Consider the following 13,669-nt stretch of genomic DNA (forward strand, 5'->3'; position numbering starts at 1 on the left):
TTGACATGGAAACCGAGACCGCCCCGAGCCCCTCGCCCGAGCAGATCGACCTTTCCGCGCCTTCGGTGATAGCCGATCCTTACCCCGCGTACCACGCGCTGCGCGGGCGATCTCCGGTGCTCTATGCGCGCGTGCCCGCGGGCGGCGCCGCGGGGCTCGGCGAGCCAATCCGTGCCTACGCGCTGCTGCGCCGCGCGGAGGTGCTCGCCGTCCTGCGGGATCCCCAGACGTTCTCGTCGAACGTCACGGACAAGATCCGTGTCCTGCCGCGGATCACGCTGCTGCACGACGATCCGCCCCGGCACACCCACCTCCGCAGGCTCGTCAGCCGCTCGTTCACGCCGCGGCGCATCGCAGAGCTCGAGCCGTGGATTGGCCGCCTCGCCGCCTCGCTGCTCGAAGCGACGGGCGACGGGCCGTCAGACCTCATGGGCGCCTACGCGATGCCCCTGCCGATGATGGTGATCGCCACCCTGCTCGGTATCCCGGCGGAGCGCTATGTGCAATTTCGGAGCTGGTCCGAGTCCGTGATGTCCTACAGCAGTATCCCGGCGGAGGAGCGCGCGAGCCGCGGCAAGGCGATGGTCGACTTCTTCGCGGCGGAGCTCGAGGCGCGACGGCGCGCGCCGTCAGGCGATCTCATCTCGGCGCTCGTCGAGGCCGAGATCGACGGCACGCGCCTCGACACGCCCGAGGCGGTCGGCTTCTGCGTCGGCCTGCTCGTCGCCGGCAACGACACCACGACGAACCTCATCGGCAACATGGCGCACCTCCTGTCCGAGCGGCCCGAGCTCTACCGGCGCGCGCAGCAGGACCGGAGTCTGGTGGAGCCCATCATCGAGGAGACGCTGCGCCATTCGAGCCCGGTGCAGCGCCTCTTGCGCGTCGCCACGCGGCCGGTCGACGTGAGCGGCGTGATGATACCGGCCGGGCACCTCGTCGACGTCGTGTTCGGCGCGGCGAACCGGGATCCGGCCGTCTTCGAGGAGCCGGACGCGTTCCGGCTCGACCGGCCTCCGGTGGAGCACCTGGCGTTCGGGCAGGGGACCCATTTCTGCATCGGCGCGGCGCTGGCGCGGATGGAGGCGCGGATCGCCCTGAACGCGCTCCTCGACTGCTATGAGTCCATCACGCCCGGCGAGGCGCCTCCGCTGCGGCAGACGCGGGCGATGATGCCGCTCGGGTTCGAGTCGCTCCCGCTCGTCCTGCGCCGGAGGCGCGCCGACACGTAGCGCCGCATCGCTCGAGTTGATCCCTGGTTGGGCGGGAGGTGGTGCCGGGCTGCCCGGCCCCCTCCACGGGGGGTTACCGGAAGCGCAGAACCAGGGACGAGCTGGGCCTGTTCGCCGGCGCGGAGGAGCGGACGACGGAGAGGCCGGCAACCTCAATCGCTTCGCGGGACACGGGCGGCTGGATCCCCGTCCGGCGCGCCCCGGCGCGGGCCCGACCGGCCACCTTCGGGAGCGACATGTCGCCCAATGCATAGCGAAGCGACGAGGCGCGCCGGCCCGTCACGCGCGCGGGAGGAACGTCACCTTGCCGGTCTCGAGGGCGTACTCGGCGCCCACGATCAGCATGCCTTCCTCGGCGCACAGCCGCTCGAGAAGCCGGCTGCCGTGCCGGAGGTGATCGCACGAGTTGCGCACGTTGGCGCGCATCGCCTCGCGCAGGAGAAAGCTCCTGTCGGCGTGGCGGCCGGCGGCGCTCACCACCGTCTCGACGGGAGCTCGGCAGCGCTCGACGATATCGCGGATGTTGTCGGTGAGGTGGCCGCCGTGGTCCTCGTCGAGCAGCTCGCTCAGCGTCGCCTCGATGGCGCCGCAACGCGAGTGGCCCATCACCACGGCAAGGCGGGTCCCGAAGGCGGCGGCGGCGAACTCCACGCTGCCCACGAGCGAGGGCGCCACCACGTTGCCCGCGACCCGGATGACGAACAGGTCCCCGAGCCCCTGGTCGAAGAGGAGCTCCGCCGGCGCCCGCGAGTCCGAGCAGCTGAGGATGATGGCGAAGGGCTGCTGCCCCTCCACGAGGGCGGCCCGCGCCCGCGCTCCCATCACGACGTGCTCGCCGCGGATGTTGTCCATGAAGCGCCGGTTGCCCTCGATCAGGCGTTCCAGCGCCTGATCGGCCGGCACGACGGGAGAGGCGGGCGGCGCGTTGCTGGGTTCCATGGTGGCCGGCCACGGTGGTGGACCGGGCCGCGGGCGTCAATGGGTGAAACTTCCGCCTCACCTGTCAGCTGCCGGGCTCATCGCTCATCGCTCATGGCTCATCACTCACCCGGCGCCACCGCCGCGCCGCCGCCTCGCAAAGGCCGCGAGCGCCGCGGCGGCGCCGAGCACGGCCAGCGGCCCGCGCGGCGCGCCCCCCGGGATCGCGCACCCGCAGCCTTCAGCTGCCGGCTCCTTCTCCAGATCGACCACCACGCTGACCTGGTCGGTCGCCTCCAGGATCCCGTCGCTGACCGTCACCTCGAACGCCAGCATCGTCGTCGCGGCGACCTCGGGCGCCACGAAGGTCGCCCGCGCGCCCTCGCCGGTCAGCTCGACCGCGGGCCCCGCCGTCTGCACCCAGGAGAACGTCAGCGCGTCCTCCTCGGGGTCCGAGCTCCCCGAGGCGTCGAGCGTCACGACCTCGCCGATCGCGACCGCCTGGTCCGCCCCCGCGTCGGCCACGGGCCCGCCCTGGCAGGAGGCGGTGTCCTCGACCACCGTCGCGAACGGCCTGTTCTTCAGGCCCGCGAACCCGATGTCGTCGAGCTCCCAGCCGGCGTCGCCCGCGGCCGCGTCCGTGCCGACGCGGAACCGCACCTGCACCGTCTTCCCGGCGAACGCGGTCCCCAGGTCGATCGCCACGTGGTCGACCTCGGGCCACGAGGGGCTCTGGCCGACGAAGGCCCTCCGCCTGCCCAGCGGATTGCCCGACTCGACGGTGACCCTCCCGCTGTAGCCGGGCTGCGCGCGGCTCCCGATGTCCCGCCATGTCGCGCCGCCGTCGGCGCTGATCTCGACCACCGCGCCATCCCAGAACGTCTCGTCGCTCGCCTCGAACTGGTGCCGGTGCGCGAACGTCAGCACGAAGCGCTCGGTGTCGCTGACCTCCAGGGGCGGCGACACCAGCGCCGTGTCGGACACGCTCCCGAGGTTGACGCCGCGCCACACGCGGTTCCGCGCGGTCCCCTCGGCGCGCGACCAGACGAGCTCGCTGGAGAGCCCCTCGGCGCGCCAGGTCGTGCGCTGCGCCTCCACGTCGTCGACCGCCGAGGACGCCGGCAGCTCGTCGAAGTTCACGCGGCGCACCAGGGCCTCGACCCGCACCGGCGTGCACGCGGCCGCGCTCTTCAGCGTCAGGCTGAGCTCGAGGTCCTCGGCGGGCGCCACGGTCCGGTCGAGCTTCACCGCCACGGTCGCGGTCCCGGTCGCGAACGGCGCGACGTCGCCGAACGACGCGCGCGCGCCGTCCGGGAACGTCACCCCGGCGGAGGGCACCTCGATGGACGCCACCGCCCCGGTCAGGGGCGCCGCGCCGCGGTTGACGATCTCGATCGCGATCGTGCCGGACTCCTCCGCGTCGAGCAGCCCGTCGCGGTCGCAGGAGCCGGCGCTGTCGTCGAGCTCCGCCCGGACCAGCGAGATCTCGGGCTGGACGCCGAAGCTCTCCACGACGCCGGTGAAATCGTGCGAGTCGGCGCGCGGGGACACGGCGCACGTGCCGGCGCCGCGCCGGGCGAACGCCTCCGCCAGCGCGAGGAAGTCGCCCTGATCGCTGGCGAGCGCGGCGGCGAGGAGGGCGTCGCGCTGCTCGGTGTACGTCGGGCTCACCGGCGCGAGCTGCATGCCGGCCACCACGTAATCGCTCATCCGCCGCCGGGTCTGCTCGAACGCGCGCGGCGGGGTCAGGCCGCTGCCGTGCCGGATCAACCCGACGTAGGCCTCGAACAGCATGCTCGCCCAGACCTCTCCCGCGTTGTGCTCCTCGGAGTTGTCGGAGAACGAGGAGCTGAGCGGGTGATCGGGGAGGCGGGCGCCCTCCGAGATGTGCTTGAACGTCAGCCCGTTCCTGGTGAAGTCGACGGAGTAGGGGGCGCGGCGGATGCCGAAGTAGCTGTCGCCGAGCGCCGCGCTCCCGTAGCTCGAGAGCGGGAAGGCGCCGTCGAGGTCGTCGCCGTCGCGCAGCGCCATGTGCAGGGCGATGAAGTCGCCCCACCCCTCGCTCTGCGCGCCGCACATCTTCGTGCCGCACGCGACCAGACGGAGGTGGATGTAATGGCCCCACTCGTGCGCCACGATGCTGTTGTCGATCGTGCCGTCGCGCTCGACGCCGGGCTCGCGGGTCATGGTGACCGTGAGCGGCGCGTCCGCGGCGGCGAGCGCCGCCTTGAGCGCGCTGCCGTCCTCCTGCGAGATGCTCTGGGCGGGGGTCGTCACCTCGGGCGCCTCGCCCGACAGCCGCGGGGCCCCGTCGCTCTCGCGGTTGTTGGCGATGATCACGCCGATGGCGCCCGCCGCCTGCGCGCTCTTCGCCTTCTCGGCGAAGGTGCACCCGCCCCGGTCGACGAGGGCGATCTTGCCGGCCACGTCGCTCGTGATCGGCCCGCACGCGTCGCCGCGGGGCTCGGCGCCGTCCTGGGCGAGGGCGAGCTCGCCGGTGACCTCGTAGCGCCGGGGCCCGAACAGGGCGGTGTTCGACGCGTAGCTGGCGTTCTGCGGCGTGACGCTCAGCGAGCGCTGATCCGGCCCGGACCACAGGTACATCTGCATCCGGGGCGACGCGCCGTCGTACGTCGCGTCCATGTTCGCGTTGTCGCGGCTGCCGCCGAGCGCGTCGTCCTGCGCCTCCGCGAGGAGCGGATCGCCGTCGAGGCCGCCCCGGCCGAGGTTGTCGCGCTGGGCGTTGCCCGCGGCCTCGGTGAAGCCGGAGTCGTAGTACCAGTCATGGAGCCAGTTCGTGACGTAGAAGATCTGGGTGACGGCCGCCATGGTCTGCTCGGGCGTGGCGAGCGGCTCGGCGAGCGGGTCATAGATGTAGTCGAACGCGCCCGGCCCCGAGAGCTCCGCGCGCGTATCTCCGCTGGAGAACCCGTCGGGCGCGTTGTGGTCCGCGTAGGCGTCGACGTTGTTGCCGCGGGTCGAGGTCGCGCCGGCCGGCAGCCACGGATCGGCCCCGCCGTCGAGGTTCGTGTTGAAGCCATCGATGGAGATGAGGCTCGGCGCCACGAACCGAGGGATCTGGCCGTCGGGCCGCCCGGTCGGGTGCGGCGAGAGATCCGCGAGGGGGCCGTCGAGCGGCCTGTGATCGCCCCCTTGCTCCGCCCAGACCCGGTAATCGAACGCGGCGTGAGAGAGGTTCTCCCGGAAGAGCACCTGCCCGTCGCCGGCCCCGAACACCCAGGCGTACGCCGCGGAGCTCGTGCCGCCGGCGTCGCCCGAGACGAGCTCGACGAAGTAGCCGGCGACGAGCCGGTCGGGCAGCGGAAAGAGCACCTTCCTCACCCGCGCAGGCTGCGTGAAGCGCAGGTTCCCGGCGCGCTGGCGCGCGTGATCGGTGTCCGCGATGTCGAAGAGCCGATATCCGCCCTTCGCCTCGCCGAGCGCGCGGAGGTCGGCCGTCTTGATGTCGACGCGGTGCGCGTCGCGCAGGGCGCGGACGACCGCCTGCGCCGGCGAGCCGGAGAACGCCCGGCCGCGGAGCGAGCCGGCCGCCGGCGAGGCGGCGCCGGGCGGCAGGGGGACGGCCGACGCGTGGAGGTTGCCCGCGAGGGCGACGAGCCCGAGGTCGCGCTTCATGAGCACCTTGAGCCCGCTCCGGAAGACCGGGATCCCGCCGACGTCCTGGCCCAGCGTCACGACGATGCCGCCGCGCCCGGTGTCGTGGACGTGGCGCACCACGGCCGTATCGAGCGCCGCCTGCGGAAGACCGTAGAGGCGCGCGTACCGCTGCACGTACCACCGGGCCGCGGCCTCGGGCGTCGCGTGGGTCGCGGCCGGCGGGCGGTGGCCCGGGGACGTCGCCCATACGAAGGTCGGCACCCCGCGTTGCGGATCGGTCGACGCGACGACGGCGCGCGTCGTCGACGCGCGCTCGTCGACGTCGATGACGCGCGCGCGGCGCGCCGCGCGGACAGGCGGCGCGGGCGGGGCCTTGAAGTAGGCGTCGTAGTTCGGGCGCTCCCGCGCGTGGGCGATGGGGCCTGCGAGCAGCGCGAGCGATAGCGCGGTGTACCGAACTGAGACCTTCATGTTCCTCGATTCTCCGACTCCGAGGGGACGACGCATCACCGGCCGCGCGCGGATAGGCCGCGCGCTTCCTCCCCGGGCGCCTCGCGCCCACCCGTCGAACCCGCGGCGCGAGGCAACCTAGCCCCAGCGTGAGCGCAGGGAAAGCGCGGCGGCCCTCGCTCTGTTCGGCGTCGTAAGGCGCCTCTCATGCGATCTCGTCCGGGCGCTCCGCAGAGCGCGAGTCACGCGGCGCCGAGACCAGAATGGAATAGAGAAACAATCCTTGTGGGCGCATTGCATGAATCCATGAATTGCCGTGTCATGCGTCCTCGCGAGGCGAGCCGAGCGGTTGCCTCGGTCGCCGCGGGGTGGGCAGGAGGGCGGTTGTCGCGCCCGCGAGCTGCTCCGGGACCTGGACGGCGTCTGGTCGGCTCGCGCGGCGCGTCGCGCAGCGCCGGGCCCGCGGGGGGGCGGGCTCGCGCGGCGCGTCGTGCGGCGCCGGCTCGTGGGGGGCGAGCTCGTGTGGCGCGGGCTCATGCAGGGCTGGCGCCGCGAGCCAGCTCACGCGCGGGGTGCCGGTATGACGAAGCGCTGACATGGCGCCCGGCCCCCGGGGATTATCCTCGCAAAGCCAACGTGATCCACGCCTTGCACGTCGAGACCAAGCTCGTCTCCGAAGAGCTCTGCGTACTGCTGCGTCAGGTCGATCCCGCCGTCTTCGTCTTCCATGACGAACCCGAGGTTCGCGCCCGGGTCGAACGGGTGGCGTCGCGGCTCCGCGAGCTCGTCGTGGCGGCCGAGCGCGACGATGCCGGGGGCAGGATCGAGCGGCTCCGCGAGCGGCTCCGCGTGCTGCTCGCGGCGGTCGAGCGGGCGACCCCGACCGGCACACCCTCGCCCAAGGCGGCGTGGATTGCGTTCCAGCGAGAGGTGCAGCCTGCCTACGAGTCGCTGCTGCTGACGCTGCGCGGCGTGGTCGCCGCGCCGCCGAGCGTCAGGCCGACGAACCATGTGCGCAGCCTGTGGCACGTGGGCTCGGGGCTCTCGGTGCTCGGGCTGATCCAGCTCCTGCCGGAGCGCGGCTGGCTCGTGGCCGCGAGCGGCGCGTTCGTCGTGGCGGTGTGGTCGATGGAGATCGCCCGCCGGGTCAGCGAGCGGGTCAACGAGCGGCTGATGGGGGTCTTCCGGCTCGTGGCGCACCCGCACGAGCGCTACCGGGTGAACTCGTCGACCTGGTACGTGACAGCGCTCTTCTTGCTGGCGCTGTTCGGGACGCGGCTGAGCCAGTCGCTCGCCGTGGTGGTGCTGGCGGTGGCCGACCCGGCGGCGGCGCTCATCGGCCGCCGCTTCGGCCGCACGCGGCTGCGCGACGGCCGCTCGCTGGAGGGCACGCTCGCCTTCTTCGCGGCGGGCGCGCTGAGCGCCCTCGTCGTGATGTGGGCGCTCGGCCCGGCGTCGCTCTCCTCGCGGCTCCTCCTGGCCGCCGTCGCGGGCCTGGCCGGGGCGGCGACCGAGCTGTTCTCCACGCGGATGGACGACAACTTCACGATCCCGGTCGCCGTGGCGGCCGCGGTGACGGTCGCCGGCGCGGGCTGACGTTATCTGACGTTATCTGACGTTATCTGACGTCAGTTGACGTCAGTTGACATCAGTTGACATCAGATAACGTCAGATGCCATCTCGCCGCCGATCTCCAGCGCGAGGCGAGCGAGGTACTGTCTCATGAACTCCGCGCGTCGCGCGCCCTCGCGGCGCCCTGCGGCCGTCGTGAGGCTCTCGGCGGTCTTGAACAGCTTCACGTGGAAGTGGTCGATCGCGTTCACCCGGTCGTCCCACGGCCTCCGCTCGGCGAACGGATCCCCGGGATCGTAGAACCGCACGCCGAGCAGGCCGCCCACGGCGAAGCAGCGGGCGATCCCGATCGCGCCCAGGCCGTCGAGGCGGTCGGCGTCCTGGACCACCCTGGCCTCGAGGGTCGTCGGCTCGATCCCCGCGCTGTAGCTGTGGCTCTCGATGGCGTGGGCGATGTCGGGGAGGAACGCCTCGGGGTACTCCACGCTCCGCAGGAAGCAGAGCGCCTCCTCCGCGGAGAGCCGCGACGCCTGGGAGCGCCTGGGGTCGTTCTTGGGGACGTTGACGAGATCGTGCAGCCACGCCGCGGGGACGACGATCTCGAGCCTTGCCCCTTCGTCCGCCGCGAGCGCCTTGGCCGTGGCGACCACCCTCGCGAAGTGCGCCAGATCATGGGCCGGATCCTTGCCGAGGTCGGTCTCCTCGAGCTTCTTTGCGAAGAGCGCTTCCCAGTCCTTCATCTCCCGCCTCATAGACGCGGACCTCGACCCGCGCAACGGCGCTGCGCGGCGCCCGCACCCTCATGGGCACCTGCCCCTTCGCCCTCGACGGGTCACGTCACCGATAGGGATCGAGCTCCAGCTCCCTTTGCAGGGTGCGCGACACGACCCCCCAGTCGGCCTCGTCGCTCCCGGCGAGGCCGACGGAGAGATAGAACTCCGGCGCTTGCTTGGCGACAAGGATCAACGAGCCTCGCTTCGCCGCGAAGGTGTGGGCATTGGAGAACCAGTACGGCTCGAACCCGAACAGGCCGGCCAGCCAGCGGCAGCGTGCCAGCGTGTCCGGGCGCAGCTCCCGCTCGGTGTACATCGCCTGCAAAGGGAGCCGGGTGGCGAGGCGCGCGTTGAGGACGGGCAGGCAGATCAGCTCCGACAGCGAGCCCGCGACGGGCTCGGCCCGCGAGAGATCGAGCCGCCCCTCGTCGTCGAGGGGCGCGCCGTCGTGGCGCACGACCTCGGGATCGTCGCCGCCGAGCAGGAAGATGTCCTCCTCGTCGTCGCCGACGGGCACGGCGAACGGCTCCACGCCCTCCGGGATGTCCTCGAGCAGGTCCGGGCGCCGCTCGATCATCTCGCGCGGGGAGGTGGCGTAGAGGCCGAGCTTCAGTGCACCGGTGTCTTCCCCCATGCGCTCGAGGAAGGCGAGGTGCACCGCGCTCGGCGGCCGGCCCATCACCCGGGTGAGCTCGGCGATCTGATCCGGGGTCGAGCCGCGGAGGGCGCGGCTGAAATCGGGATCGAGCGAGGTGCAGAACTCGATGCAACGGTCGACGAGGTTCATGAACGTTCTCCGTGCCTGCGGGTCAGGCGCCCACCTCGCAGAGCAGCCGCCCCAGGCAGCGGCGGCACTGCTCGCAGGATCCGATCTCGTGCTGGTGCTGGAAGCCCGATGTGCCCAGATCCTTTTTGACGTCGAGCCACACCTCGGCGAGCTCGATGTCCTTGAGGCCGCGGCCGATGGCGTTCCTCAGAAGGACCTGCGCGGCGCACCGGCCGAGCTTTCCCCAGCCATCCGTCATCGCCTCGGTGTTGAACGGCACCTTGGTCTTCACGTAGGTCGTGGTGGTGCCGTCGAAGTTGCTGACGGTCCGCTGTTTCTTGATGTTGCCGCCGAGGCCGATGGGGCCGGACCAGCCGCCGTCGGCCGTCCAATCCCCGGAGAGCGCGTAGAGCCAGACGTCGCCACCCGTCCCGTCCTTGCCGACAAGGACCCCGAGCATCTTGCCCTTGTTGATCCGCTTCGTCGTACTACCCCTCTTCAGGGGCCGGACGTAGTCGAGCAGCGCGTCCGTGAGGAACCCAACGTAATCCGCGTCCTTGTCGTCCGTGTCGCGGGCGAAGCGGCGCACGGCGTCCGCGAGCGCGCGGGCCTTGGCGAGCGCGCGCGCGCTGCCGGGGACGTGGTGCCAGACATGGCGTGGCGAGGTGCTGGCGCTCTCGCTGGCGGCGCCGGAGCAGACGGGGCAGCGGCCTCCGTGCTGATGTCCTCCGGACGAGAGAATACCGATGCCCTCACCGCCGGGCGGCGCCACCCACCGATCCTCCCCGTCCCACTGGGGTGTGGCCCGGTGCTCGCAAATGGCGATCCGGTCGCTCTCATCGACGTTGTCCTTCCCCTTGCGGTGCCACTTGATCGCCGAGCACCCATGACGGTGGACCTCCACCACGAGCTTGTCCTTCGCGCCCTTGTCAGCGAGCGTGTATTTCGCGACGACCTCGTCGTCCTCGCGACCCGGGTCGGCCGGAGGGCCCGCGTTGCCGCCCTTGGGACGGGCCTTGACGAGCACCTTGCTCTTCTTCTCGCCGTGATCCCCGTCAGGCTGCACGTCGGCGATCTTCATGTAGCCGCCGCCCTTCGGCTTCCATGCGTGCTCGCCCTCGCCCGCGGGCAGGCCGGCGACGTCGAGCCGCGCGGGCGCGCCCTCGGCCTCGGCGACCACCCAGCCGACCTTCCACACGTCCGGATCGCTGTCCAGGCCGAGCAGCACCTTGGCCTTCTTCTCGTCCGCGCCGGCGTCCTCTGCCACAGCCGTCTCGGCGTCGATCTCGGCCGTGAAGCTCTTGATGCGCTCGCGCACGAACACCGCCACGCCCTTGGCCGTCAGGGCGTCGACGGCGAGCGCGTGGGTGTACGTGAGGCCGAGCTCGACCACGCCCGGCTTCTTGGCCTTGACCTTGATCTTCTTCTTCGTGCTCCCCCCATCGAAGCTGGCCTCGATGGGGTTGGAGCAGAAGTCCCACGCGTGACCGGGCTCGCCGGGCGTGTCCACGGCCTCGATCTCGGCGGTCCCACCGTCCTCTGGGTCCAGCGCGACGACGACCGGCGGCGCCGAGATGTCGGTGAACGCGATCCCCACCTGCCGCGTCATGGTCTGGCCATCGAGCGTGTACGCGACGGACAGAAGAGCCGTCTCGCCCTCTCCGGTCTTCTGCGTGCCGGCGATCTCCACGATGTCGGTCTGCTGGCCGCCGACGAGGGAGATCCCATCGACCCCGGTCCAGACGAAGGTGCCTTGGGCCGTCGCCGATCGGGGGACGGCCTTGTACTGCTGCTTGAAGTGTTTGAGCGCCGAGGCCCTGGGCTGCGCTAGCCCGTCGGCGTCCTTGATGTCGAGAGCGACCACGTTGAAGGTGTGCGTGGCAGGGATCTCCTGACCATCGACGCTGTATTTCACGCTGATCGTGGCGCGCCCGTCGCGCTGCGCGGCGGCCCTGACGATCGCGTCCGCGCGATCGGCGTCGAACTCGTAAAGGGACGGGCCTCCCGATTTCGCCCAGGCGTACTCCCCATCTTCCAGCGGCGGGGTGAGCACGGCCCGGAATGCGCGCTGCTGCCCGGTGAGGACATGGACGTTGGCCGGGCTCTCTCCGTCGCCGTCCTTGATGACGAGGTTGACGACGGTGACGTCGTGCCTGGCTCGCGCGGTTCTGCCGCCGAGCTTGAAGGCGACCTCGATCGTCTCGACATCGGCAGCCTCTCGCCCCGCGGTGATTGTTGCCGTCTCTTTGCTCGAGTGGAGGGTGAGCTTGCTCTCCGGGGTCACGCAATTCCACTCGAACGCCCCCCCTTTGACGTCGAGCGTCGGCACCGCCTTGTACTTCCGCTTCGCGCCGGCGAGCACGAAGTCCTTCGCCGCCGCCGCTCCGTCCTCGTGCTTGATGGCGACGCCGACGAAGACGATCTTCCCCGTGGCCGTGAGCGGCTGGATGGCGTTCTCGTGCGCGCAGGTGATCTCGACGTCGACCTCGCCGTGCTGGGTCGCCCGGATCGTGACCTTCTTCTGGTTGTCCGGGTGGACGATGGTGGCGCCGTTGCTCTCGGTCTCCCACGTGAACCGGCTCCCGTTCGGCGCGCCCTGCACCGTGAAAGAGGCCGTCGTGCCTCGCTCCGTGTCGACGGCGGCATGCGTCATCTCGGGTTCCACCCAGATGTCGGTCACAGCCATCTGGATCTGCCTGATCGTGGTCTGCTCGTCGAGCGTGGCGGCGAGCGTGAGCGACGCCGGCGCCTCCTTGGTGGTCTTCGCCGTCCCCGCGAGCTCGACGCTGGCCTCGCCGCCCGCTCCCACGACGACGAGCGGGCCGCCCGCAGTCCAGGCGTATCCCTCCAGCGCGACCGCCGACGTCGGGACGGCCTTGCATGTGTGCCTCATGTACCGCAGCACCGAGGCCGGCGGCGCGGCGCGACCGTCGCCGCGCTTGATGGCCACGTCCACGATCGTGAAATCGTGGTGGACGGTGGCCATCTGATCCCGGGGCTCGAGATCGAGCATGGCTGTCACCTGGATCTTCGCGACGCCCGCGTCGCCCGGATCGATCGTCGCCACGTCCGTGCGCACCGTGTGGTGGTCGAGCCCGTACCTCTTCGCCCCTGCCGATTTCCAGTGGAACTTCGTCCCCGTCCCGGCCGGCTCGAAGACGGCAGCGAACCGCCGCGGCGCGTCCACCTCGCCGAGGAGGGCGTGCTTCTTCGCGTCACCCTGCTTGTCGCCGTCCTTGATGCGGAGCTGGACGATGGTCACGTTGAGCTTCGTGTCGACGCTGCGGCCGCCGTCCGTGAAGCGCACGCGGAGCTTCACGACGCCGGCGCCGTCCCCCGCGGCCTTGACGGTGGCGGTGTCTCCGGCGCTGCGGATGTCGGCGAGCGCCGCCGGATCGTCTGCAGTCCAAACAAACTGGCCGCCGCCGATCGCCGGCGTCAGCACGGCCTTGTAGGTGCGCTTGTTCTGCGCGAGCACCCAGGGAACCGGATCCGAGCCGTCCTGGGCCTTGATCTCGATCTTTAACGGGACCACGTCCACGTCGCCGCTGACGGTGCCGGGCGCGTTGACGTAGTAGGTGCCGGTCGCCGCGAGCGAGAACGTCAGCGTGACCTTCCCGACGCCGAGCGGCTCCACGTAGAGGGGCACGTTGCCGTTCCAGTGCCTGGGGTGCACGGCCGCGCCGGACACGAGCTGGTTGCCGCCGGCCGGTGCGTCGTACACCTGCGCGAGGGCTGTGTTCCACGTGAGCGTCGCTTGCCCGTCGAAGCCCGCCGGATCGACCGAGAGGTCGACCTGCGCGCGCGCCGGCGTCGAGCCCCCGTCCCAGTAGACGAGCTGGGGGTGCTGGACCTGAATTTGCGGCGTCGCGTGCTGGGTGCAGCGGCGGTACGCCACCTGCGCGAGCCACCAGCCGTTCTCGACCGCCTGCCAGAGTTGATCGCGCGCGCCGCCGATCAGCTGGCTCACGGAGCGCCTCCGTCGAAGCGCCGGGACGCCTCGTTGCAGAGGGCGCTGATCCGCGTGCCCGGGTGCGCGAGCGCGGGATCACGCAGGATCGCCCCCGCCCACGGGTGGAGCGGATCGACGTCGAAGTCGCGGCCGAGCACGAGCATCAAGGTCACGAACTGGCCTGCGTGCGCCGGCTGCGAGAACCCGATCCGCCGGGCCTTGGCGAGGCCCTCGCGGACGAACCCGAGCAGGCCGCTGTCGCCGAGGGCGGCGCAGCGATCGGGGAAGAACCGGCGGAGGTGCTCGGCGACGCTGCGCTCGAACGTGGCCTCCGTCAGGACGTCGACTTGCGCGGCGCGGATCCGGAGCATCGAATAGACGATGGAAG

8 protein-coding genes are annotated in these 13,669 nt (G+C 71.5%); 2 read left to right on the forward strand and 6 right to left on the reverse strand.

Features of this window, described 5'->3' with window-relative positions; genetic code table 11:
* The first annotated feature begins 5 nt into the window (after positions 1–5).
* Positions 6–1,232, forward strand: a complete 1,227-nt coding sequence (locus ACSRUE_RS25115) for a cytochrome P450 (RefSeq protein ID WP_441285801.1) — start codon at positions 6–8, stop codon at positions 1,230–1,232.
* A gap of 279 nt (positions 1,233–1,511) precedes the next feature.
* Here ACSRUE_RS25115 and ACSRUE_RS25120 read toward each other — a convergent pair whose 3' ends face one another.
* Both ACSRUE_RS25120 and ACSRUE_RS25125 read right to left on the reverse strand, forming a co-directional pair.
* A complete protein-coding gene (locus ACSRUE_RS25120) occupies positions 1,512–2,171 on the reverse strand; it encodes a carbonic anhydrase (protein ID WP_441285802.1) in 660 nt (219 codons plus the stop codon).
* Positions 2,172–2,276: 105 nt separating this feature from the next.
* Positions 2,277–6,239, reverse strand: a complete 3,963-nt coding sequence (locus ACSRUE_RS25125) for a M36 family metallopeptidase (protein WP_441285803.1) — start codon at positions 6,237–6,239, stop codon at positions 2,277–2,279.
* A gap of 615 nt (positions 6,240–6,854) precedes the next feature.
* On the opposite strand from ACSRUE_RS25125, the gene ACSRUE_RS25130 reads away from it, so the two are divergent.
* The gene (locus tag ACSRUE_RS25130) at positions 6,855–7,814 is read left to right on the forward strand and encodes a diacylglycerol/polyprenol kinase family protein (RefSeq protein WP_441285804.1); all 960 of its coding nucleotides are present in this window, start codon (positions 6,855–6,857) and stop codon (positions 7,812–7,814) included.
* A gap of 62 nt (positions 7,815–7,876) precedes the next feature.
* On the opposite strand, the gene ACSRUE_RS25135 is transcribed toward ACSRUE_RS25130, so the two are convergent.
* The 4 genes from ACSRUE_RS25135 to ACSRUE_RS25150 form a co-directional block, all read right to left on the reverse strand.
* Positions 7,877–8,530 (reverse strand): HD domain-containing protein, encoded by a 654-nt coding sequence (locus ACSRUE_RS25135; RefSeq protein ID WP_441285805.1) that lies wholly within the window; start codon positions 8,528–8,530, stop codon positions 7,877–7,879.
* Between the two features lie 97 nt (positions 8,531–8,627).
* Positions 8,628–9,350 carry a hypothetical protein gene (locus ACSRUE_RS25140; RefSeq protein WP_441285806.1) on the reverse strand — a complete coding sequence of 241 codons (723 nt, stop codon included), beginning with the start codon at positions 9,348–9,350 and terminating at the stop codon, positions 8,628–8,630.
* A 22-nt stretch (positions 9,351–9,372) separates the two neighbouring features.
* Positions 9,373–13,299 carry a hypothetical protein gene (locus ACSRUE_RS25145; RefSeq protein WP_441285807.1) on the reverse strand — a complete coding sequence of 1,309 codons (3,927 nt, stop codon included), beginning with the start codon at positions 13,297–13,299 and terminating at the stop codon, positions 9,373–9,375.
* Entirely contained in the window at positions 13,296–13,652 is a 357-nt protein-coding gene (locus ACSRUE_RS25150; protein WP_437849386.1) for a hypothetical protein, read from the reverse strand. Before ACSRUE_RS25150 ends, ACSRUE_RS25145 begins: the two co-directional genes overlap by 4 nt.
* Positions 13,653–13,669 lie beyond the last annotated feature (17 nt).

The organism is Sorangium sp. KYC3313 (assembly GCF_052075895.1).
GTDB lineage: Bacteria > Myxococcota_A > Polyangia > Polyangiales > Polyangiaceae > Sorangium > Sorangium cellulosum_B.

What these genes read in the sequence shown, in the direction of transcription:
- ACSRUE_RS25115 (WP_441285801.1), top strand. Translation starts at nt 6, where the DNA reads ATGGAAACCGAGACCGCCCCGAGCCCCTCGCCCGAGCAGATCGACCTT.
- ACSRUE_RS25120 (WP_441285802.1), bottom strand. Translation starts at nt 2,171, where the DNA reads ATGGAACCCAGCAACGCGCCGCCCGCCTCTCCCGTCGTGCCGGCCGAT.
- ACSRUE_RS25125 (WP_441285803.1), bottom strand. Translation starts at nt 6,239, where the DNA reads ATGAAGGTCTCAGTTCGGTACACCGCGCTATCGCTCGCGCTGCTCGCA.
- ACSRUE_RS25135 (WP_441285805.1), bottom strand. Translation starts at nt 8,530, where the DNA reads ATGAAGGACTGGGAAGCGCTCTTCGCAAAGAAGCTCGAGGAGACCGAC.
- ACSRUE_RS25140 (WP_441285806.1), bottom strand. Translation starts at nt 9,350, where the DNA reads ATGAACCTCGTCGACCGTTGCATCGAGTTCTGCACCTCGCTCGATCCC.
- ACSRUE_RS25150 (WP_437849386.1), bottom strand. Translation starts at nt 13,652, where the DNA reads ATGCTCCGGATCCGCGCCGCGCAAGTCGACGTCCTGACGGAGGCCACG.